Annotated in this window: 15 protein-coding genes; 11 read left to right on the forward strand and 4 right to left on the reverse strand. The window is 46.7% G+C overall.

Translation table 11 applies throughout. The annotated features are described in order from the left end of the window. The first annotated feature begins 230 nt into the window (after window positions 1-230). Window positions 231-1,736 (forward strand): malate:quinone oxidoreductase, encoded by a 1,506-nt coding sequence (locus ACUTVW_RS14450; protein WP_445646466.1) that lies wholly within the window; start codon window positions 231-233, stop codon window positions 1,734-1,736. A 138-nt stretch (window positions 1,737-1,874) separates the two neighbouring features. Here ACUTVW_RS14450 and ACUTVW_RS14455 read toward each other — a convergent pair whose 3' ends face one another. After that, on the reverse strand, window positions 1,875-5,003 hold the full coding sequence (locus tag ACUTVW_RS14455) for a hybrid sensor histidine kinase/response regulator (RefSeq protein ID WP_445646467.1): 3,129 nt from the start codon (window positions 5,001-5,003) through the stop codon (window positions 1,875-1,877). 191 nt (window positions 5,004-5,194) lie between these two features. Between ACUTVW_RS14455 and ACUTVW_RS14460 the strand changes: the two genes are divergently transcribed. Next, the gene (locus tag ACUTVW_RS14460) at window positions 5,195-6,340 is read left to right on the forward strand and encodes a response regulator (protein ID WP_445646468.1); all 1,146 of its coding nucleotides are present in this window, start codon (window positions 5,195-5,197) and stop codon (window positions 6,338-6,340) included. Window positions 6,341-6,457: 117 nt separating this feature from the next. Here ACUTVW_RS14460 and ACUTVW_RS14465 read toward each other — a convergent pair whose 3' ends face one another. Further along, window positions 6,458-7,633, reverse strand: a complete 1,176-nt coding sequence (locus ACUTVW_RS14465) for a hypothetical protein (protein WP_445646469.1) — start codon at window positions 7,631-7,633, stop codon at window positions 6,458-6,460. A gap of 532 nt (window positions 7,634-8,165) precedes the next feature. Between ACUTVW_RS14465 and ACUTVW_RS14470 the strand changes: the two genes are divergently transcribed. From ACUTVW_RS14470 to ACUTVW_RS14485, 4 genes are all read left to right on the forward strand, one after another. Then, window positions 8,166-10,247: a TerD family protein gene (locus ACUTVW_RS14470; RefSeq protein ID WP_445646470.1), complete on the forward strand. Its 2,082-nt coding sequence runs from the start codon at window positions 8,166-8,168 to the stop codon at window positions 10,245-10,247. 361 nt (window positions 10,248-10,608) lie between these two features. Beyond that, on the forward strand, window positions 10,609-11,157 hold the full coding sequence (locus tag ACUTVW_RS14475; RefSeq protein ID WP_445646471.1) for a hypothetical protein: 549 nt from the start codon (window positions 10,609-10,611) through the stop codon (window positions 11,155-11,157). A gap of 67 nt (window positions 11,158-11,224) precedes the next feature. Further along, entirely contained in the window at window positions 11,225-11,554 is a 330-nt protein-coding gene (locus tag ACUTVW_RS14480; RefSeq protein ID WP_445646472.1) for a transposase, read from the forward strand. Window positions 11,555-11,559: 5 nt separating this feature from the next. Then, complete coding sequence (locus ACUTVW_RS14485; protein ID WP_445646607.1) at window positions 11,560-12,465, forward strand: IS3 family transposase; 906 nt, start codon at window positions 11,560-11,562, stop codon at window positions 12,463-12,465. A gap of 507 nt (window positions 12,466-12,972) precedes the next feature. Here ACUTVW_RS14485 and ACUTVW_RS14490 read toward each other — a convergent pair. Then, window positions 12,973-14,211 carry an MFS transporter gene (locus tag ACUTVW_RS14490; RefSeq protein WP_445646473.1) on the reverse strand — a complete coding sequence of 413 codons (1,239 nt, stop codon included), beginning with the start codon at window positions 14,209-14,211 and terminating at the stop codon, window positions 12,973-12,975. Window positions 14,212-14,415: 204 nt separating this feature from the next. On the opposite strand from ACUTVW_RS14490, the gene ACUTVW_RS14495 reads away from it, so the two are divergent. Next, complete coding sequence (locus tag ACUTVW_RS14495) at window positions 14,416-15,066, forward strand: molybdenum cofactor guanylyltransferase (protein ID WP_445646474.1); 651 nt, start codon at window positions 14,416-14,418, stop codon at window positions 15,064-15,066. Between the two features lie 9 nt (window positions 15,067-15,075). On the opposite strand, the gene ACUTVW_RS14500 is transcribed toward ACUTVW_RS14495, so the two are convergent. Next, window positions 15,076-16,008 (reverse strand): AraC family transcriptional regulator, encoded by a 933-nt coding sequence (locus tag ACUTVW_RS14500; RefSeq protein ID WP_445646475.1) that lies wholly within the window; start codon window positions 16,006-16,008, stop codon window positions 15,076-15,078. 265 nt (window positions 16,009-16,273) lie between these two features. Here ACUTVW_RS14500 and ACUTVW_RS14505 point away from each other — a divergent pair, with 265 nt between their 5' ends. The 4 genes from ACUTVW_RS14505 (at window position 16,274) to ACUTVW_RS14520 (ending at window position 22,909) form a co-directional block, all read left to right on the forward strand. Next, on the forward strand, window positions 16,274-18,280 hold the full coding sequence (locus ACUTVW_RS14505; protein ID WP_445646476.1) for a beta-galactosidase: 2,007 nt from the start codon (window positions 16,274-16,276) through the stop codon (window positions 18,278-18,280). Between the two features lie 384 nt (window positions 18,281-18,664). After that, on the forward strand, window positions 18,665-20,389 hold the full coding sequence (locus ACUTVW_RS14510) for a sensor histidine kinase (protein WP_445646477.1): 1,725 nt from the start codon (window positions 18,665-18,667) through the stop codon (window positions 20,387-20,389). Beyond that, entirely contained in the window at window positions 20,386-21,522 is a 1,137-nt protein-coding gene (locus ACUTVW_RS14515) for a response regulator transcription factor (RefSeq protein ID WP_445646478.1), read from the forward strand. Before ACUTVW_RS14510 ends, ACUTVW_RS14515 begins: the two co-directional genes overlap by 4 nt. Window positions 21,523-21,628: 106 nt before the next feature. After that, entirely contained in the window at window positions 21,629-22,909 is a 1,281-nt protein-coding gene (locus ACUTVW_RS14520; RefSeq protein ID WP_445646479.1) for an ABC transporter substrate-binding protein, read from the forward strand. Window positions 22,910-23,024: the final 115 nt, after the last annotated feature.

Genomic DNA, 23,024 nt, shown 5'->3' on the forward strand with positions numbered 1-23,024 from the left:
TCTTTCAGGCCTATAACCGGGCTAACGAACCGTGACAAACTAGCGTATACTGAGGGAATAGCTAATATCTTGAAATTGCATATTTAAATTGCTCCATATTATTGATACACTAGTTCAAGGTTATATTCATTCAGACAAGGCGTGAACCCTCGAAGAGTGGGCTTGCAGCCAATGCCAAATCGATAACGCTTACATCCTTTTGGCAAATATAGGGTATAAGGACGGTAAACATGAGCCAGGGACAAACGAGTACAGATGTAATCTTGATCGGTGCCGGAATTATGAGTGCAACTTTGGGAACTTTGCTGAAAGAATTGGCACCAGACTGGAATATTAAGGTTTTTGAGAAGCTTGCCACCGCAGGAGAAGAAAGCTCGAACGAGTGGAACAATGCCGGAACCGGGCATGCCGCGCTGTGCGAACTTAACTATACTGTTGAACGACCAGACAAAACCGTAGATATTAGTAAAGCCATTAAGGTGAATGAGCAATTCCAGGTTTCCAAGCAATTTTGGTCCTATCTGGTGAATAGTCGTCTGATTCGTAATCCGAGGGACTTCATTATGCCGATTCCTCACCTCAGTTATGTGCACGGAGAGAGCAATGTGCAGTTTCTGAAAAGACGATATGATACGTTATCGAGCCACCCTCTGTTCGCAGGCATGGATTTCTCGGACAACCGGGAGGAGCTGGCGAAGTGGATGCCGCTGATGATGAAAGACCGTACAAGCAGTGAGCCGGTTGCAGCGACCAAGATTGACTCCGGTACGGACGTTAACTTTGGTGCTTTAACGCGTATGCTGATCACACATCTGCAAGAACAAAAGGTGGAAGTCCACTATAAACATAGCGTGAAGAATATTAAACGCAAGAGCGATAAATCATGGGAACTGACCGTGAAAAATCTGACGAGTGGAGTCGTTGAACGCCATCGGGCGAAGTTCGTCTTCATTGGTGCGGGCGGCGGAAGTCTACACTTGCTCCAGAAGACTGGTATTCCGGAAGGTAAACATATCGGGGGATTCCCGGTAAGTGGTATCTTCATGGTGTGCCAGAATCCGGAGGTGGTAGAACAGCATCATGCCAAAGTATACGGCAAAGCTTCAGTAGGTGCTCCTCCGATGTCAGTGCCGCATCTGGATACACGTTACATCGACAACCAGAAGTCACTGCTGTTTGGTCCATTTGCCGGTTTCTCACCGAAGTTCCTGAAGACCGGATCGAATGCAGACCTCATCGCATCGGTAAAACTGCATAACCTGTTAACGATGCTTGCGGCTGGCGTGAAGGAACTCTCACTCACTAAGTATCTCATTCAACAGCTCATGTTAACGAAGGAACAACGCATGAAGGAACTGCGTGATTTCGTACCAAGTGCCAAGAGTGAGGATTGGGATATGGTGCTGGCAGGTCAACGTGTGCAGGTGATCAAGGACACCGTTCAGGGTGGCAAAGGCACGTTGCAATTCGGGACCGAGGTTGTGACTGCGGCGGATGGTTCCATTGCGGCACTGCTAGGCGCATCTCCTGGTGCTTCAACGGCGGTTCAAGTCATGCTGGAGATTCTGCAGCGCTGCTTCCCTCAGAACATGGAGGCATGGGAGCCAAAGATCAAAGAAATGATTCCGTCTTATGGCATATCACTCGCGGACAATCTCGATCTGTTGCGTGAGGTGAACCTGTCTACGGCAAAATCGCTGGGGTTATCGGATGAGAAGCAAGCATTGCATGTGTAAGGATAAACGGCTTCAGTTCATTTAAACCAGGAGATGAAGCAAGAAAGCAAAGAAGCAACAAAGTTTAATAGTAAATAAAGCTGAGTCCGGATTAGATCCAGGCTCAGCTTTTTATGATTTATTTACCTCAAATTTAGCTTAAAACGAATCCATGTCCATCTGGTCAGGGATAAAAAAGGAAACCTTCGTCCCCTGCCCCGGAGTGCTGACGATCGTCAAACCTTGCCCATAGAGCTGATTCAAGCGCCGATGGGTGTTGGTTAAACCAATGCCTCCAGGCTCTAGCGGACTTGGTTTAGGCCAGGCCAAAGCTCGTTCAATCTGCTCCGGTCGCATGCCTGAGCCATTATCTTCAATCTCAATCAGCGTGCCCGCGTCTTGAGTGATGATGCGAATCCATACCGTGCCTCCCTCGACTTGGCTGAGAACGCCATGACGGACAGCATTTTCAATCAACGGCTGTATGGTTAGCGGAGGCAGTATCACATCGATGTCTTGCGGCATGTTCCAGACCACGTTAAGCCGATCCTCGAATCGTTCCTTCTCAATGTAGAGGTAGGCTTGGGAAAGCTCTATCTCGTGGGTGATCTCCACCATTTTCTCCGAATTCACAAAATGAAAACTCGTTTGCAGGTACTCGATAAAAGCATCCCCCAGACGCTGCATCCGATCCGTATCGATCTCACTGAGCATCATAATGGAATTAAGTGTGTTAAACAGGAAGTGAGGCTGGATCTGAGCTTGCAAATAAGCGGCTTCCATGCGCAGTCTCTCATCGATGGACTGTTTCAACACAATTAATGAACCGATGCGGTGTCTTAACTCCACGGCATCGACGGGCTTCGTCACATAATCGGTAGCACCCGCCATAAACCCGGCATAGACATCAGCCGGCTCGTTGCGGGCGGTTAACAACAGAATGGGAAGCTCGGATACGGAGTAACGTTTACGTACATTTTCTGTCAGTTCATAACCGGACATATGAGGCATCATCACATCCGCGATTAATAAATCCCATGACTGTGTATTTAATAGTTCAAGCGCTTCTAGCGCTGAAGTTGCAGGTTGTATATCATATGGTTCATTGGACAGCATCGAGATCAACACGCGCAAGTTTACCGGATCATCATCGACAGCGAGAATGCGAGCAGTCGTCTTCCCAGGCATGACGGGATGCACAGGAAACTGCTCTTCACTTGCACTCACAGCAGTTTCCTCATCATATGGGGCACCCCATCGCGATTGCTCCGTCTGATCCGTCAGATCGGCGTGGTCCGTTAATGCTGCTGTATCTCCCCGGGGTAGCAAGACTTGAAAAATAGATCCTTGTCCAACTACCGACTTCACGGTGAGTTCACCACCATGAAGCTCTGTGAGCTGCTTGCTAATACTTAGACCGAGTCCGATCCCTCCACTCAAACGTGCCTGAGCAGTCCCCTGTTCATACGCATCAAATATACGGGCTTGTAACTCCTCGCTGATCCCGGTACCTGTATCCGAAACTTGCATGACCACACTGTGTTCATCGGCTCTAACCGATACCGTAATAGTACCCTCATCTGTGAATTTGAGTGCGTTATGCAGCAAATTGTACAGGATCTGAACAAGTCGTCTCTCATCCGCCTGGATAAGCGGTAATCCTTCAGGAGTATCCACGATGATCTGGACTCGCTTGCCTTCAGCCATGAATCGGAACATACCAATGACGCCGGATATGACCGAGGCGAGGGATAGCGGTTTTTTCTGCAGTAGGATGCGTTTTTCCCTCAGACGAATAACATCCAGGAGGTCATCAATCAATTGCGACATCTGTCTTCCGATGTTCACGAGCAGCTTCATGTCTTCCGTATGCTGTCCCCCGGGTTGACGCTGTTCACGCTGTTCGCGCACCGCAATACTTTCGGCAATGTTGATGATTCCATGCAGGGGAGTCCGCAGTTCATGAGCTGTGTTCACCAGAAATTGGTCTTTCTGTCGGTCCTCCTCTTTGAGTTGTTCATACAGTTGTTCGATCTCCGTGGAGTTACGAAAATATTTCCTGAACCAGTAGGCCGCAAAGCCGAATATAGCTGCAATAACATCAATTGGGTAGTACACATTGGTTATTTCGTTGTGTGAATTCACGATACCCCAGAGAACGCTGGACAAGCTGCTCATTGCTGCAAAGAGCAAAAAGCTTGCATCGCTTTGTTTGGTTGCGGCCATTTTGAAGAACAGGAGTACAGACCAGCCAATGGCAAACAAATACAGGAAATCAGGAATCTGAGTATGAAGTGCTTGGTATACAAGCGTTACGGGAGCAATGAGCAAAAATAATAGATATCCTCCTACAACGCTGGCATAAGCAAGAAAGAGTTTTCGCCCATGAATGGGATTCGCAAAGCTTCTGGCTAGCATGAGAAGGAGAAGCGCAAATGAAGCATATGAAATTGCCTTGGCTTTAACCATCCAAGTGAAGTTTAGCGGGAGCCAGTTTAATAACAGACCGTCATGGTCAGATACAACCGTTAAGGCTGTTGCCAGTATTAACAAAGAGAAGGTGAGCAGCGCTCGCTGCTTCCGGATAAACAGAAACATCACAAAGGCATAAAGGCTATGAAGAAGCAGTATGGCAAATGTTATTTTCTGCAAATCAATCGATAAACCTCGTTCACTCCCGATGGCTGCAGGAGAACCCAAGTACAGAGAACGTGTGATTCCTCCGCTGAACGGGTCATCGAAATTGGCAGCCTGTACAAGTAGAGTGAGTTCACTCGACTCGCTTGGGGCATAGGTAGTTACAAATGCAGTCCTTTCCGGTTGATAATTTTCGGCATCATTAGCGGGTTGACCGAACTTGGCGACGACTGTTCCGTTGATCTCGATGAGAGATGAAGTCTGAATTTTCTGAGCCCAGAGAGAGACTTCCTTCACTGAAGGGTTCAGCAGGATACTAAGCTCATATGTCCCATATCCGAAAGACGATGTGGCTTGTGGCAACGCTTTGCGCCAGTCACCGGGGACTTGAACCCATGTGGACGACGTATCCGTATCTGAATATGTATCCTGATCCTCTCCGCCAGAGATCAGTGCATGAGGTTTGAATCTCCACTCTCCATCAAGAGAAATAGGGGAAGCATCGGCAAGGTTCCAGCCTCGAAGATCCAGCACCCCTTGAACGGGTTTGGGATGATCAGGTATAGCAAAAGTGGTAGACCACACCCAGCGGAACCCAAGTAGAATAGTCAAAAATAGAAGTGACAACACGACATATCTAGGTATTTTCACATTAGTTATTGGTTTCATGGCAGATTCTAATTTTCGACAAAATATGCCTAACTCCTGCACCAAAGTCCAAACAGTTGAATTTATGAACAGAAATAATAGACGGTTACGCTAAATTGATAGCGTTCCCAATCTAAAGTTTATGGTAAAATTATAGATTAAAGGATGATCAAGCGAGTCGGAGGAGCGTGCATATGAGAGTGATTTTGGTAGATGATGAAAATCTCGCTCTGAGCAGGTTGAATAAATTGTTGTTAGAGAGAGAAGATTGCGAGGTCATCGGTACTTTTTTGAAGGCAGAAGAAGCGATAGAGCAAATCAAGCATCAACTGCCTGACCTTGTTTTCACGGACATTGAAATGCCCGGGATGAATGGAATCGAAGCAACCAAACGAATCCATGAGGTTTCCCCCAGAACGGAAGTTATTTTCACAACGGCATATAACGAACACGCACTGACAGCCTATGGGCTTGAAGTGCTGGATTATATTATGAAGCCTGTAACGCGGAACCGTTTGGATAAAACGATGAAGATGTATCAACGCAGAGCCGTACCGGCACACTTGGATGTGATCGAAGCTCCGGAAGAGCGCGGAATGTTAATTCGCTGCATGGGAATGCTTCAGGTGCAGCTGCATCCGTATGATCCGCCTAAACATCTCAAGTTCAGAACGACCAAGATCAGAGAGTTATTCGCATATTTGCTTCATCATCGCAATAAACCAATCAAACGTGACACCCTGCTTGAACTGTTATGGCCGGAATTGGATGAGAGAAGAGGTATAACGAATCTGCACAGTGGCATTCATCGCTTACGCGGCATGCTGAACGATTTCATGGGTGAAGACCGGATCTCGGTACGCTATCAACAATTTGGCTATATATTGGAAACTGGCGATTTCAGGCTTGATGCGGAAGAGTGGGAGGGCCGTCTTAACCGCTTGCCTTCATTATCATTGTCTACACTTGCTGAGCATCGGTACGTCTCGGATCAATATGAAGGCAAGTATTTCGGCGAGGATGACTACGTATGGGCGGAGTTGGAACGTCAGCGGTTGCATGCGCTCTGGCAGAATCATGCGATGAAGCTTGCACAATATTATATTGAATCAGGACACCCTAATGAAGCCCTAATGTTGTATCACCAGATGCAGCAATTTGATCCGATGATGGAGGAAGCCAGTCTCTCTTTGATGAAGCTGTATGATCGATTAGGCAATAAAGATCCGGTGGTTGCTCAGTATAATCAGCTGGCAGCCGCATTACAACAAGAGGCAGGCATACGTCCGGGTCTCGAAGTGGAATCATGGTATCAGGAATGGAAGCTCAAAAACATGTGAATGTCTGCTTATCGGGATAGTGAGAGTAAGAAAAAATGAATATGTCCTATCTTCTGACAGCCTCATGGATGAGGCTGTTTTCTATATAAGTAACATGTGTTACTCCTTGTAGGGGTACTACAAATACCACTGTTTAGCCTCATCATTAAAGAACCGGGTCACTTCCGGATACTGGTTTAGATCAATCTGGTGTTGTCGCATCATCTTCTGAAGGAAGATGGTGTCTGTGAACATTTTGCTGATGATGAAACTGCATTCCTCTGGCGTATCCCGGAAAGCGCTCACGAACACACGGATCTCGTTAAAATCAAAGAACAGGATATATGAAGCGTAATTTTGAAGTAGAACGGTAAAACAGTAGTCGCGGTATGATCTGAAATCGTTTGAAGCGTCTCCCGCACTAACACGAAGTGAATCCGTATTGGTGGTGATATCGCCATTATTATGGGCACCGGCACTTGTTTCAATAGTTACATCCCTGGTCGTACCATGGAGCAAATCTCTAATGATCTGGAAAAATGCCGCAGGATCATCCACATATAGCTTGAGCATTTCATCCACGTCGTTGATGAGTTGAATGGCTGTCTCCGCACTTTTTACAGAAGGTATGATTAACTTGTTGGAACGACCCTCGATGACATGTAACAGCTCCATGGTTAACGTTTTGCACACTTGAATTTCTTCTGCCGAGATCGCCAGTTTTTCTGTGTATTGGTCTCGATGTGTGGTGTAATGATCATGATAAGCAGCGAAGTATTCCCCGAGCGGCATTCCATTTTTTGTATGTATTAAACGTTGTTCGTGAAATGAGCAAGCATATAATGTTTCCTCATTGACCGGATGCGCGTAGAGATAAAAAAAGAAGAAAAAGTCGCGCAGCCTCTGCTTCTGTTCATCCTTTAAACGGGATATGTCACGCAGATGGGACAGCTGGAGGAAGCTATATTTTTTCATCACATCATTCATCGCACTGTAGGTATTGTGCGTGTTGATGGACAGTGTGCTATTAATCGTGAACAGCAGATAGTAGAGAATCATCTCATCATACACATCCAGTTGCTCAAACGTTTCAGCTAAAACGGGCTTCCAATCCGGCTTTGGTCCATAGTAGGGGTCTTTCGGACGTATTTCAGCCATCCAGTCTGAGAAGGTTTCTTCCGGGTAATCAGCAAAGAACAATGCTGCACTGTCATCCTCATATTGACCATATGCCAACATATATCCGTGCGTGAGTTCCAAGGGGAGATGGAATTGAAGACGAATGTAATCGTTATATAACATTTGTAATTTCATTTTCTCAGGTATCCTCATTTCAAAAATACGTTTGGCTTTCCGGCACTTCTGTCTCGATCTTCACCGTGCTCTCTGGTTTGTACCCTCTGATCGTTCCTCATGGACATTTCTCAAGAAAACAACCAAAAATCATGTCGTAATACTTTCGCCCTGCTCATGGATGCCGAAATCTGAGATGATGAGTTCACCAAAGGTTCGGGTGACGAACTTCGGAACTTCGAGCTCTTGGCCTTCAGGCTATGGCGGTCCTTCCTTCTACATCATTGGAGAATACTAGGGTCGCCGCTCTCCTGAAGATTTCAAATCAGAGAGGAGGCGTCCAGGCTATCATATTCCTTCCTTCTCAAGCTAACCACCAAATGTTAATAGGGATATGGCTTTCCTGGACTCTTTGATCATGAACAATAAATATAACGACAATATCAATAATAGTAATAGTAACACTGACAATTGGAAAGTAAATGTCGATAATCATGTAGATTACAGCAATATAAAAATGAACAGTATCTACGTGCGCAGAGCGGGCAAATTGATGATTCAACCAAGCGAACAACGGCAGCACCTATTACCTAAAAAAATTCTGGCGACAGCGCTTAAAAATATAGAACCCCTCGGTTTCACCTTCTCCACTGAGCTGATGCAGGCACTGCGGACGCTGTCCGAGGAGCAGTTCGCAGCATTGGCCGAACAGCTGGTTAGAGACTTGAAAGTGATGGTCGGTGCCCATGTGAAGTACAAACCGATGTATGCGGGATTCCCGGAGCAGGTAATGGAAGCAGACGAAGCGGAGCTTTACTTAAATGCTGTGCTTCATTACCTGACACATCTTACGCTGGGTGATTTTGAGCCTTCGGCTATGACTGCTGGCGTGCGGTCTCCTTCCCTGGAGCAAACGAAGCTGAAAATCATTGATCTGGGGAGTAAGCAAGCGTTCCAGAAGCTGATCTATCAGTTAATAGAGGCGAAGGGTTCCATCTCGGATACGGACAAAAAAGATATCAAACAAGCGCTGAAACACGCTGATCCGAGTGAGGTCGGAACCTTGTTGCCGGTGGAGATACCGTTTAAGGAGAATGTAGGATTTGTCGTTGCGGTACTATTAAAATATGAACTGGCAAGCATGGAACGTATCGGGGCTTATTTTAAAACGGCAAGCGATGTGCTCCGACTGGCAGTATCCTTGTCGGAGGGGGACGTCAGTCTGGCAACCGCCACGCCTTTTCGTAAATTCAAACGTCGTGAGCGCCGCCTGCTCCTCAACTTGCTGGAGCAATGCGGCTCCATCACGGAGGATATGCTGCGCTACAAGGATCGCTGGATTCGGCTAGGCGAAATTTTGCATCCATCCGAATACAAGCTGCGGTATCCGCGTAGCCAGGCTGCCTTTGATATTTTGCGAAATAACAAGCCGTTCTCAACCTTTAATGGTAGCGTGGAGCTCGCGTTCCAGTATCGGAATATCTGGAGCCTGATCGACCTGTTGTCCCAGCGTCCAGGCGAATTCGCGCGGAAGCTTGATCATATGCTGCGCATCACAGACAATGAAGAATATGTGCTGCTTGCTTTTGGAGAGGTCGCTGCACAAGTGTCTACGCCAGTGTTATTGCAGGTGAGACAGCATTTTGTACAGCGGAATGAAGCGTCAACAATGCGGGTATTTTTCCCGAAGGGCAATGTCGCCAAGGCGGTTGGTATTCCGAATGAGCTGCCGGAGCTGAATGAAGCAGTCTGTCAGGAAGTGGTGCAACTATGCGAGCAGGCTCTGATTACGCGGTTCGCTGAATTCCCTTCGCTCGGTAAGACGTATGTGGATGAGCGGTTGCAGCATTATCTGGTTCCTTTTTCACAGCGATCCGCGAGTAAAGCCTTACGAACGATTGTGAGAGGAAGCCGCATCCCGATGGGGGAGGGCGATACGATTCGTTTCTTCAGCTGGTGGAAAGAGGGCGAAGTGGATGGTACGCCTACAGGGCGTGTGGATATTGATCTGTCTACGGTCATGTATGACAAGGACTGGAACTATGTTGAACATATCTCATATACGAATCTGAAGTCTGTGAAATATAAGGCTGTCCACAGCGGGGATATTGTGACTGCACCTTATGGGGCGAGTGAGTTTATTGATCTGCATATCCCTTCGATTGTGAATTATGGCGGAAGGTATGTGGTGACGACACTGCACTCCTTCACCAGCCATCCGTACTGTAATTTGCCGGAATGTTTTGCAGGTTGGATGATGCGTAAGAAGCCCGGTTCAGGCGAAATCTATGAGCCATCCACGGTGGAGAACAAGATCGATATTACGGCTGATACGCAGATTGCCATTCCCGTTATTCTGGATCTGGTGGAGCGTACGATCATCTGGACGGATCTGGCGCTGACAAGGTACCCGGACTATTACAACAATGTGGAAGGCAATCGGGGAGGCATCGTGCTGATGGGGAAAGCAATGACTTCGTTACGCAAACCTCACCTGTATGACTTGTTCATGCTGCATACCAAGGCGAGAGGTGAACTGGTGGATACGAAGGAGCAGGCCGATACCATCTATGCGGTCAATGAAGGTGTGACACCGTATGATATCGAGCAGATTATGGCGGAATATCTGGCCTGATTCGCACAGGGACGGCATGAATTTGGAATGAATTGGTGATGTGTTGTGTTGTGTTGTGTTGGAAGTATATGAGCATGGGAAAAAGCAAAAGCATAGAGCACGTACTGATAAGAAGGAGCAGCCGCAAGGCTGTTTCTTTTTGTCTTGCTTAGAAGATAAAAGCTGAAAAGGAATATAGTCAGAAGATACACAGGATCATATCGAATGAGATTTTCACTTTAACTCGGGTTTCATATGTTGGAGTTCCACTGTTAACTTGACTTCATTTGACGATGAGTTCCATTTTATAGTAACCTTGGCGTGACTATGCGGTTGTTGCTTTCTTTTTCAAAGAAATGCTCAAAGGAGTGATCTAATCTACATGAATAATAATACAAGTCAAAATACAAGCGTGGATTCCATTCTTGAACAATACGCATTTAATGAGCAATCATCAACCACTGAGCTGATCGAGTTCACATTAAAATCATTGCAGGACTTGTTGCCACATACAGGCCTCAAGGTTGTCAAATCCCGCAAAGCCCTTGAGATGAAAACGAAGGAATTGTTGATATCCATCTATATGCAGGCCAATAGACATAATACAGCAGGAACGAGTATAGAAGTTATGCTGCACTGTAAAGTTACGCATATCAAGCATAAGTCATACACGGGTCTACCGGAAAGTTACTATGAGCATTCGGAGATAAAGTGGTATGAATTATTGGGGAAAGAGGCATTTAAGGACAGCCTCCTATCTATGACGGATTATATTACACAGCACGAAATTCCATTAATTGAGCAGCTTATAACTGATCCTCAAGGTGTGATAGGGGCAAATGAGGAAAATGAAGAAAGCGAACATGAGAAATATAAGGAACATGAGGAATATAAGAACCATGTAAAGCGGAAAGACAAGATATTTCTTTAAAGCCCCCTAATCCAATTGGACACTTTAACTCACCTCAGATACACTAAATGAAATGAGGAGAGCGTCCATGAAAAGACGATTTAGATGTCCGGTTGAGGCGAAAAAGGAATATGTCGTAGAAGTGCTGTCCGGCCTTCGAACGGAGGTCGTGGCACGAAAGTACGGCATGTCTCCTAAAACACTAACGACTTGGATTCGTCAATATGAAGATGAGGTGGGGGAACTCGTGGCTAAAAAAGAAAAAGAAACACGACAAATACAGCAAGACGCAGCCAATTATCAAGAACTACAGGAAAAATATGATGAGGCCTTGAAGCTTCTTGGCGCAAAAGAATTAGAAAACCAGATTCTCAAAGATCTGGTTAAAAAAAAGTACCCCGATTACAAACAGCGATAGTTTGGATTGAGCAAGGTTATCCTGTCCGCACCGTGCTTCGGATCTGCGACATCCCTCGCTCAACATACTATTACCATTTGAAACACCCCGAACGGCAGCAACCCATAAGTAGCGGACGGAAAATCCCTGGTCACTCCTACAACCAGCAGGGAAAACGGATTTCGGATAACCGAATTGTCGGGTTTCTTCGTCGTTTGATTCAAGGGCCAGACGCGGCGTTTGGTTACCGAAAACTGACCGTGTTGTTGCGCAGAAAATATAAGCTGGTCATAAACAAAAAGAAGGTATACCGGCTTTGTAAGTCCCTCGGTATCCTTCTTCCTCAGCGCGAACGAACGAATACTGTACCGAGGAGAGTAGCCAATAACCGAGTGGTGGATGGCCCCAACCAACTGTGGCAGATGGATATTAAGTATGGTTATGTTGCTGGGAAACGTCGGCACTTTTTTCTCGCAAGTATTATCGATGTTTTTGATCGCCGAATTGTCGCTCACCATCGCGGTAAAGCCTGCGACACGCAGAGCATCCTGCATACGCTCCAGCAAGCTATGGTAACGCGGCGTATCCCTAAAACCGAGCCAAAGCTCGTGATTCGTACCGATAACGGCCCTCAGTTTATAAGCAAAGCGTTTTATACCTTCTGTGAAGAAACAGGCTTAGAGCATGAGCGGACGCCGTTTCGAACACCGAATAAAAATGCCTTTATTGAATCGTTTCATAGTGTTTTGGAACGTGAATGTTACCAGCGGCATTGTTTTGAGAGCTACGAAGCAGCCTTTTCCGAGGTCGATCGATATATCCGTTACTACAATAAAGACCGCATTCACGGCAGTCTACACGACTGGTCACCCACAGACTACTTGCGTCTGGTGAACAAAGGGATGATTGAGCCCAAGCCAATAAAGTTATGATACGTCACGCTGAGTATGAGCTAGCTAGTGTCCAATATTAAGGGGTTGAACCGACAGGGGACGCTATTTGCCTGTTTTTCGGCACTTTTGAATTCTAACGATCCGTACGGAGCTTATTTCTTGAAAATGCAGTCTTTTTTCTCTATTTTACTCGGTTTGTGCGAAAATAAGCCTTCTGGTGATCGTTAGAATATGAAACGTCTAGCAATCGCCCAAATAAGGTTTCTGGTGATCGTTAGCCGTAAAGTACCCGCAGAGCGTAAAGTTATACAGCTACAGAACCGTGTTCTGGTCAATATCATGTCCTTTATAGCATCAACCTGCTTGTCCTTCGTGTCGTTAGCCTGCTTGTCCCCTATGTTATTACTTTTCTCTTTACCGATTACTTCCCTCGTAACATAACTTCTACTCATAACCCGCTCATAACCCGCTCATAACCGACTCATAACCAACTCATAACTCACTCATACCCGTTACTTGATTATCGTTAATAATGATTTATTCTAGTTACTTATCCTCATCCATATTGCCCATCTCTGTTAGCACCGTGGGCTGGTATCCATTACGCCGGTTCCACAGCCACATGATGGCGAAACCCGCCGCGCCGATGAGTGAGAAGAACACACCGATGCTATACATCACCTCTGCACCGAAGCTTTGGAACAGCCACCCGCCAAACAGACCGGCAATGACGCCCGAAAGGCCGCCCCAAGCCATCGTATACACCGCTTGCCCGGAGGAGCGATATGGTCGTGGGATAAACAGCATCGTGAGCTGCGTGCCCACGTAGAAATAACCACCAAAGGTGACAGAGTGCATGAGCTGAATAAAGATAACCTCCATCGGGTTGTTAGCCAGAGCCATGAGCTGCCAGCGAAGAGCAAACAAAAGGCTGATCAGAATCAGAGAGCCCAGCAGCATACTCATTTTGCGTTTCAGCAGCCGATCGAGCAGCAGGAACACACCCACTTCAAGAATAGAAGATGTGAAGATAGCCCAGCCGACCATCTGTTTGTCGCCGCCCATCTCTACAATATAGAGCGACATAAATGTACTGTTCATGGCATTAGGCACCGAAACGAGCACACCGAGCCCGATAAAAATCATAAAATACGGGTTAAACATCACTTTGCCGAACCGCCGGAACGTCACAATCGGGGTATCGGAGGCAATGGGCTGCCTTGGCAGGAATACGGATAATATAAATGCCGTGGCAATCATACATGCAAATATAATGGACACACTGCTCACGCCAAAACGGTCAATAACCGGCCCGGCAGCGACTGCCGTTAGCGCCCACCCAAGTGAACCCCATAACCGAAAGGTGCCGAACTTTTGCCCCGTACCATCAATGTAACCGAGAATCAGACTGTTGGTCTGAGCGAATAATGGACTTTGAAAAAAGTAAAAGAAAATCATGGCTACGTATATCCATGTATAAGTGGGTGCGTAAAAAACACCCTGTGCAAGCACAAAGGTGCCTCCCATCATCATCATTAGCACAATGCGAATATTGCGCGACTTATCACTCCAGAACCCCCAGAACGGGTTGGCAAATAGCGAAACGAAAGGGCCAATGGCCATCAGGCTGCCAATCTCCAGCTTGGTCATACCAATCTCTTGAAGATAGAGCTGCAGGAATCCGGCGAAGATTGAAATGGCTCCGTAGATAAAAAAGTTATATAGTTTCAGAGAGGTCAGCGGGGATGTGCCTCTCACAGGTGCAGATCTGTCCAATTGAGCCATTCCTTTCCGAATCAAATCCTATTGTTCAATGTATCATTTGTTGAAAGGGGATTCAACGTATAGAATATATGAATTAACGGTATGTATCACCCATAACAGGTGTAGCAAACATATATGATGGATACGTGCTTATTATGTGGCTAGCTCGTGAAGACGATTATAAAACTCAGTTTTTTATGGTAAGAGGAGGTTTGGATATTACATATGCACGATGAAAAATGGACAGGCCTTATATTGGCAGGAGGACAATCCAGCCGAATGGGCACGAACAAGGCCTTGCTTGAACTGAACGGTGCAACCGTATTGACTCATATTGCGGAAGCAATAAGACCCTCCGTATCCCGAATGGTTATTGCAGCAGGATTGAACGAAGCGATCTATAGTGCAATTCGAGATGAAGATTTTAATAGCGAATGCGTAGAAGATGTGTATCCCGGAAAGGGGCCGCTTGCCGGACTTCATGCAGCACTGCTTGCCTCTCATACAGATTGGAATCTGGTGAGTGCATGTGATATGCCACTTCTGCAAACTTCTTTTTTCGCTGGCATGAAGAGGCTCGCAGAGCAATACCCGACATATAGTGCCATCGTTCCACGTGCCCAGGGGCGCATTCATCCGCTTGCAGGAGCATATCACAGACGTATCCTTCCCGGACTGGAGCAGTGTCTGCTTCATGACAGGCTGCGTGTCATTCGCTGGCTGGATGAGATCGGCTGCCGCTATGTCGAAACAGATGAACTGGAGCAAGCGGGTGTTGAGCAGGCCGCGCTGCAATTGAGCAATATAAATACTCCGGAGGAATTCGAAAATATGCGCATCCGTCTTCAGCGTTTCGGCCTGTCTCCGGAGCGTTGAGAAACGGGATCATGGGCTGTCCTCTGTATGGTGATTCCGATAGAGAAGTGGGCTTTGGCCTGTCCAGCGTTTGAATTGTCTGCTGAAATGAGACAAATGGGTGTAACCCAGCTTTAGAGCAATCTCCCCGAGCGACAGATCAGGCTGTTCGATTAGCATTTTGGCTTCTTGCAGTTTCAGATTGGACAGGTAGGCACGCGGAGAATAACCAAATACCTTGCGAAAGACCTGCAAACCGTAACCTGGACTGATGCCAAATGACGCAATAATCTGCTCCACTCTGACCGAAGAAACATTGCCGTCCCTTGATCGAAGCTGGGCATGAAAGGCTTGTTTGATCGCCTCGGCTATCGCTCCTGCGTAATGCATGGCTGTTGGGGCAGGGGCCTGGGCGGCGGCAACAGAAATTATAGATTTTGGTGCATCGTCGGCCGCTTGGGACAACAGGGCAAACAGTTCAAACATACGGGCTTGCATGAGCAGTTTGTCTGTGGAAGTATAAACCTCGGTTGTTTTGATCATACCCATCCAGCTTTCCAGAACAGCCCTTATTCTCATATTATCCCCCGTACCTGCGGCATAGATTCTGCTGCGCTGGGATATCAGCTTTAAGATGAACACCGGATCATCTACATTAAAATGAGCGCTAAAATACGTCATGCCATCCGCAGAGACACAGTGATTTGTATGTCTGAAGCCGGGCGGAATAAGCAGGATGGAACCTTCGTTCACCGTATAAGTATATCCATGTATAATGCTCTCCTGTGTACCCTGAATGATCAGAATGATCTCAAAACCGGGATGTGTCTCCTCAGGCATTGCCCACCCATGGGGAACTTGTTGGCTATGAGCACCATAAAATTTGATGTTACAATCAATAATCGGAAGCCAGTGTGCCAGCGTATGGTACGGCATCTTTCGAAGCTGCGAACGGATATCCATGATATTCACCTCGGAAAAGGGTAAAAAATACTCGCTTTGTGCCATCGGCACTCTGCATGTACTTCATTATAATCAGTTTAACACCGACATCCTAATATCAAGGGATATCCAGGTGAAATCAACAGATACTGTACAAGGATATCTTCTATAAAAGTTTTAATGTAAACGCTACCATTAAGGGCTTAAACATGTCAACTAACCAAATGCCAACAACGTTATATAAGTTAAACAACTTAAATAAACCCCACTCAAAGGAGAATTTATCATGGACAAATTATTATACGGCGTAGCCTATTACGATGAATATATGCCCTACGAAAGACTGGACAAGGATATTCAGATGATGAAAGACGCCGGAATCAATGTGGTGCGCATAGCTGAATCCACGTGGAGCACCCATGAACCGCAAAACGGTGTCTTTGATTTCACTTCCGTAGATCGAGTGCTGGATGCCATGCATGCGGCGGGAATTCATGTCATTGTAGGAACCCCAACGTATGCTGTTCCAACGTGGATGGTGAAGGAACACCCGGATGTTCTGGCAACCACCGCACAGGGACCTGGAAAATATGGAGCAAGACAGATTATGGATATTACTCATCCCACGTATCTGTTTTATGCAGAGCGCATCATTCGCAAGCTGATCTCACGGGTGAGCAAACATCCGGCAGTCATCGGTTATCAGACAGACAATGAAACAAAACATTACAACACGGCTGGAAACAACGTGCAGTTACAGTTTGTTAAATATATGCGCAACAAGTTCAGCTCTCTGGATGAGTTGAACAAAGAATTTGGACTGGATTACTGGAGTAACCGGATCAACAGCTGGGAAGACTTCCCTTCCGTCGTCGGTACGATTAACGGTAGTCTTGGAGCTGAGTTTGCCAAGTTCCAGCGGCAGTTAGTCACGGATTTCCTGGCGTGGCAGGTCGGGATTGTGAATGAGTACAAACAGGAAGGTCAGTTTGTTACCCAGAACTTTGACTTTGAATGGCGCGGATATTCGTACGGCATTCAGGGGGATGTGGATCATTTTGCGGCATCCCAACCTTTTGACATCACCAGTGTAGATATCTATCATCCTTCCCAAGACGAGTTGACGGGAATTGAAATTTCGTTCGGGGGAGACGTGGCGCGTTCCACCAAACAATCTAATTACCTTGTTCTGGAGACCGAGGCGCAGGCATTCTGGCACTGGGTTCCTTATCCGGGACAACTGCGATTACAGGCATTCAGTCATCTGGCTTCAGGTGCGAACATGGTTGCGTACTGGCATTGGCACTCGTTGCACAATTCGTTTGAGACCTATTGGAAAGGTCTGTTAAGCCATGATTTCGAACCGAATCCAGTGTATAACGAGGCGAAGACGATTGGCCGGGATTTCGCCCGCCTGAGTCCAAAACTGGTGAATCTGAAGAAAACAAATCGGGTGGCTGTACTATTTAGCAACGAGGCGTTGACCTCTATCAAGTGGTTCGGTTTTAACTTTACCAGCGATAAGAACTATAACGATGTGGTGCGCTGGATGTATGATGAACTGTATAAAATGAACATTGGCTGCGATCTGATCGATCCTTCCGTGGAGAGTTACGCAGGTTATGATGTGCTCGTGGTGCCTGCCCTGTATGCTGCGTCAGATGCGTTACTCGAAAAACTGAATCAATTTGTACAGGATGGCGGACATATCGTTTATTCATTCAAAAGCGGTTTTGCCAATGAGCACATTAAAGTACGCTCTACGCGTCAGCCGGGACTGATTAGTGAGGCATGTGGAATCAGCTATAACCTGTTTGTAGAGCCGAAGCATGTCGCTCTGCGCGATGATCCTTTTGCCGTAGGTGAGGAGCATAATCAGGTGCATACCTGGATGGAGCTGATTACACCGACTACCGCTGAGGTGCTTGCCTGGTATGATCATCCACACTGGGGGGAATATGCAGCCATCACTCAGAACAACTACGGCAAAGGCAAAGCGACATATGTTGGCTGTTATACGAGCGCTGCCGTCATTCGCAATGTGCTGGAGCGTGTCATGAAGGATGCAGGTGTGTGGGGAGTCGATCAAGAACTTGCTTTTCCGCTGATTGTGAAGAGCGGGGTAAACGATCAGGGGCAGACCATTCGCTATTACTTCAACTATTCGGATGAGTCGGTTTCCTTCCACAATCCATATGGCGAAGGGGTGGAGCTATTATCGGGAGATGCGATTGCTGCAGGCCAGAAGATCGAGCTGGAGCGTTGGGGGATCCGCATTATCGAACAAAACTAGGGAATAATAGGGCAAATTCATACGTACCAAGGAAAATAGAAGATTTTGAATTGTTCTTTTACACTTTAACGGAGAGGAAAAAACCTGAAAAAGCGAAGCGGTCAACTTATCACCGGATTTCCCTTTTGGAAAAAGGAATCAAAAAATCTGGGGATAACAGTGATTGGAAGGTTATTCTGTCATCGGAGTGGCATGTGTAAAATCTTTAGTTCAATATTTACTTCATTTTTCCGAAAAAAATAACAAGACCATGGCGCCTTCAGCTCTGATGCTGGGGCGTTTGTCTTATTTTAGCTTAGGAGTGGATGCGCTCTGTTTAACGAACTGTACCGCAGGCTGATCGACCCTTTCAAGCGTAGTATTCGCAATAAATTGATACTGACGATGACCTTGGTCGCTGTATTGCCGGTCGTTGTGATGACTGCCGTAGCCGCTGAGAATGCACGCTCCTCCATGGAAGCCGAGATCATGGACACGAACCAGGTCAATATGAATTGGGCCTCTATCTATCTGGGAGAGCAGTTTACCCGCATGAATAATATTATTTATTCCATTCAGATTAGTGATGAGTTGCATCAGTATTTGGCATTGAATCGGGAAGCACCCGCTTCTACTCGCTTTGACGAACAAAAGGCAGTGTTTAATATGCTCAACAGTGTCTACTATTCCGCTGGAAATTATGTGTTCGGCGTGGAGTTGTACTTGAAAGAGCAGGATACCTTGTTCACCTTCAATTCCATGGGATCCCGAATTAAGGCCGTTGCAGATATTCCTCAAGGGTACCATGAGCTTTTTACAGATCGTAAAGACTTTACCATTATGAACGATCCGAAAGATCCGCAAAAGTTCCATATGACGCGCAGTATGAACCGCTTTGAGGATCAGGCTCAGATTGGGGCGATCAGTCTGGAGATCAAATGGGCTGAGTTCAACCAGACGCTGGAACTGCTTGATAGCAGAGGAGATTACAGCGTGTATATCGGGGATAGTTCAGGTCATCCAGTCTATCAGCAGAATGCTTCTATTCAGCCATCGGATGAAGCCTTGAAACAGCTGTCAGAGACGAAGGACAACGCTGGTTTTATTCGTACAGCGAAGGAATATATTTTCTATCATGATATCGAGCCATCCGGGCTGCGGGTGATCAAAATTGTGCCAGACCATGTGATTAACGAGAGTGCACTGGAAACGATGAAGTACGGACTTGTCGTGGGCGGAGTGGCAACGGTGGTGTCTATTGCTTTGGCAGCTTTGGTTGCTTGGCGAACCTCTAAACCTATCGTCAAATTGGCGAATTCGATGAAAGGCATCCAGTTGATCAAGGATCGTAAAGTGGAGCGCAGCGGACGGGTGGATGAGATCGGCCTGCTGGAGAAAAATCTGCACGGTATGGCCAGCCGGATCCGGGAACATATTCGCGATAACTATTTGATGAATCTGGAGAAGCAGACAGCAGAGCTGAAAGCACTTCAATCCCAGATCCATCCTCATTTTCTGCAAAACACACTGCAGATGATCGGCGGCATGGTCTATTCGCAAAAGCCAGCAGATAGTTACAGGGTAATTCGAGCTCTAAGTGAGATGTTCCGTTATATCGTGCGAGCACCGGACGGTCTTGTGCCCCTGCAGTCCGAACTGGATCAACTGGAGCATTATATGCTGATTCAGAAACAGCGTTTTGCAAGCAGACTTGAATATAGGCTGGAAGTTAAGGGAGAACTCAGGGATTGTTATATTCCGAAGTTATCGCTGCAGCCTATTGTGGAGAATGCATTTTTGCATGGGCTCGAGAAAAAACCTGGGGAGTGGAGACTGGGCATCGAGGTCGCCTCCGATCCGCAGCAAGGCTTGGTGACTATTCAGATATGTGATAATGGCATGGGCATGGAGCAGGGTCAACTGGCAGAGATACAATCCAGACTGGAACGTATAACACGGCATTCGGATCGGGTATGGAACTCAGGCACCAGCATCGGGCTGCTTAATGCAGCCTCACGGATCGCGATGCATTTTGGGCCCGATTACGGTATGCGTATGGAGAGTGAATATGGACAGGGGACAAAAGTTATTATCCGTATCCCCTGCACGACAGGAGGCGAATTTTTGTGAGCGAGGCGTTATATAAAGTACTGCTAGTGGACGATGAACCCTGGAATCGGGACATTATACGCAACCTTGGGGATTGGGATGAACTAGGTATCATCGTTTGCGGTGAAGCGGAGGATGGAGAACAGGCGATACAGATGGTAAAGGAGCTTCAGCCTCATCTGATCATAACCGATATGCGTATGCCCGGATTGGACGGCGTAGCGCTGTTACAGACATTGAGCAGCCAGTACCCGGAGATTAAAGTTGTTGTGGTGAGTGGGTATGATGATTTTAATTATGCAAAACATGCCCTGCGGTATCGTGCGGCAGATTACCTGCTCAAGCCAGTGAACCCGGATGAGTTAAATGTTACGTTGGCGAAATGCACACGCGAACTGGCAAAAGCCGTCTCGGCATCAGAGGTCTGGGAAGCCTATCCAGCTTCCTTTGCGGGTGAGTTCTCTCTGTTCCAGCAGCAGGCACGCCTGCGGTTTAACGATCTAAACCTGCCAAGTTTGCGGGAATGGTTTCAGCAATTAGAGCAGAAGCTTGAACGGAGCGAGGTTCGCAGACCTCGTCAGCTTGCGCGGGTTGCTTATGAGTTGCAGAGTCTGCTGGACGAGCTGTGCATTTCCAATGGGATACCCCATCGCTCGGAAGAAGCGGGTTTACCACCTGCGGCGGTGCTCGAATCCATCTCGACTGTCGTGGAATGGACATCAGATTCCTACAGTCTGGCGTTGGAGCAGCTCATTGCGCAGCGTAAATATAAGAACAGGCTGAATCTGGAAGACGTGAAGCAATATATGCAGCAACACTGCATGGAGATGATTACACTGGAACAGCTTGCCCAGATCTTTTTTGTCAGCAAGGAATATCTGAGCAAAGCATTCAAGAAAGAGTATGACGTGAACGTGACGGATTACGTGGTGCAGCTTCGAATGACCAAAGCGAAAGAATGGGTGATGGATGATCGGATTCCATTCAAACATATTGCTGAGATGACCGGATATGAGGATGTGTCCTATTTCTATCGGGTGTTCAAAAAGCACTTTGGCGTGTCGCCCGGCGAGATGCGCAAAGGGCAGCATAGCTTGTCCGCTCTCCCCCCCCGAATGATTCATTCGGGGAATTGTACTTGGATTAAGGTTTAAAATAATCCAATGGAAGAGTCTAATTTTGTCCAATGAAGCGCTTACATTTTAGAATATATAATGATCCTATGAAAGACAAACCAGTCACACCGGGAGGTCATAAGAGATGAAAGTATGGAAAAGCGTTGTAAGTGCGGCACTGGTTAGCGTTCTGCTCGCAGGTTGCGGCTCCAATGCAGGTACGGATAATAAACAGAACGAAGTCAAAGCTGGCAGCACAGTAAACCTCAAAGTATTCATTGCCCAGCCAAGGCTGAAAGAACATTACGATAAATATATAGAACAGTTCAAAGCCAAAGAAAAAGCAGACAAAAATATCGAGGTGAACGTACAACTGGAGATGCCGCCAGCAGACAACGCCCCTCAGATTTTGAAAACAAGACTAGCCTCCAATGATGCACCGGACGTATTCGCGCTGCACGCGGTGAATGAGATTCCACCTTTCAGCAAAGCCGGATATCTGGAAGATTTATCTAACCAACCTTTTGTAAATAAATTGCTGGATTCGGTCAAGCCTTCGGTAACGGATGCAAGCGGCAAAGTCGTAGCGGTTCCGCTGGAAACCTTGTCATGGGGCTATCTGTACAACAAAGATATTTTCAAGGAACAAGGACTTGAGGTTCCAACGACGTTGACAGAAATGAAAGCGGTTGTAGAGAAGCTGAAAGCAGCTGGCATCACACCGTTTGAGCTTTCTTACAAAGAAGCTTGGGTTCCGCAATTGTTCCTGCCGCTGACTGTAGGTGCACTGACACAGACGGAGCACAAAGACTTCGTGGAGAAAATGAACAAGGATGAAGCTTCCTTCTCGGATATGAAAGCATTGTTTGACGTATTCGATCTCGTGAATGCCAACGGAACGGATAAAGCGCTTGAAGTCGGAGCCGATGACGGCGCAGCGTCTTATGCTACAGGCAAAGCGGCAATGTGGATTCAAGGGCCGTGGTATGCGGAAACGATTCTGAAATCCAATCCAAACGTTAATTTTGGTGTAGCTCCAATGCCGCTGAACGACAATCCCGATGATACCAAAATCAATCTGAGCACATCCACTTCACTGGCGGTATCGTCTACAAGTAAAAATAAAGAAGTCGCTCTGGATTTCATCAACTACATTCTCGATGACAAAGATTCAAGCGCATTCTACGAAGCACTCAAGTTTAATCCGGTTGCCAAAGTGCATACGTTTAAGAGCTTCCCGTGGGTAGATGACGCTCTGAAATATGTTAACGAAGGCAAAGCTTATCAAGATCCGAAGATCCCTCAGGCTGTTAAGGATGAGTCTGGTAAAGCGCTGCAAGGATACTACTCTGGACAGCTGAACCAACAGCAGGTGATTGATGCACTCGACAAGGCGTGGAAGTCCTACAATAAAGTCAACAAATAAGAGCCGGACGTTTAACAAGTAAGCGCATGAACGATCAACAAGTGTGAGCTGTAAGAAAGTAGTACCCGCGTTTGTTGATAAAATCTCGTTCGTATCCGTATTAATCTCGGGGTTT

This window comes from Paenibacillus sp. TSA_86.1, assembly GCF_052691815.1.

Excerpts from the sequence above, each read along its gene's own strand:
- ACUTVW_RS14450 (WP_445646466.1), top strand. The coding sequence starts at position 231 with ATGAGCCAGGGACAAACGAGTACAGATGTAATCTTGATCGGTGCCGGA.
- ACUTVW_RS14460 (WP_445646468.1), top strand. The coding sequence starts at position 5,195 with ATGAGAGTGATTTTGGTAGATGATGAAAATCTCGCTCTGAGCAGGTTG.
- ACUTVW_RS14465 (WP_445646469.1), bottom strand. The coding sequence starts at position 7,633 with ATGAAATTACAAATGTTATATAACGATTACATTCGTCTTCAATTCCAT.
- ACUTVW_RS14470 (WP_445646470.1), top strand. The coding sequence starts at position 8,166 with ATGATTCAACCAAGCGAACAACGGCAGCACCTATTACCTAAAAAAATT.
- ACUTVW_RS14475 (WP_445646471.1), top strand. The coding sequence starts at position 10,609 with ATGAATAATAATACAAGTCAAAATACAAGCGTGGATTCCATTCTTGAA.
- ACUTVW_RS14480 (WP_445646472.1), top strand. The coding sequence starts at position 11,225 with ATGAAAAGACGATTTAGATGTCCGGTTGAGGCGAAAAAGGAATATGTC.
- ACUTVW_RS14490 (WP_445646473.1), bottom strand. The coding sequence starts at position 14,211 with ATGGCTCAATTGGACAGATCTGCACCTGTGAGAGGCACATCCCCGCTG.
- ACUTVW_RS14495 (WP_445646474.1), top strand. The coding sequence starts at position 14,416 with ATGCACGATGAAAAATGGACAGGCCTTATATTGGCAGGAGGACAATCC.
- ACUTVW_RS14500 (WP_445646475.1), bottom strand. The coding sequence starts at position 16,008 with ATGGATATCCGTTCGCAGCTTCGAAAGATGCCGTACCATACGCTGGCA.
- ACUTVW_RS14505 (WP_445646476.1), top strand. The coding sequence starts at position 16,274 with ATGGACAAATTATTATACGGCGTAGCCTATTACGATGAATATATGCCC.
- ACUTVW_RS14510 (WP_445646477.1), top strand. The coding sequence starts at position 18,665 with ATGACCTTGGTCGCTGTATTGCCGGTCGTTGTGATGACTGCCGTAGCC.
- ACUTVW_RS14520 (WP_445646479.1), top strand. The coding sequence starts at position 21,629 with ATGAAAGTATGGAAAAGCGTTGTAAGTGCGGCACTGGTTAGCGTTCTG.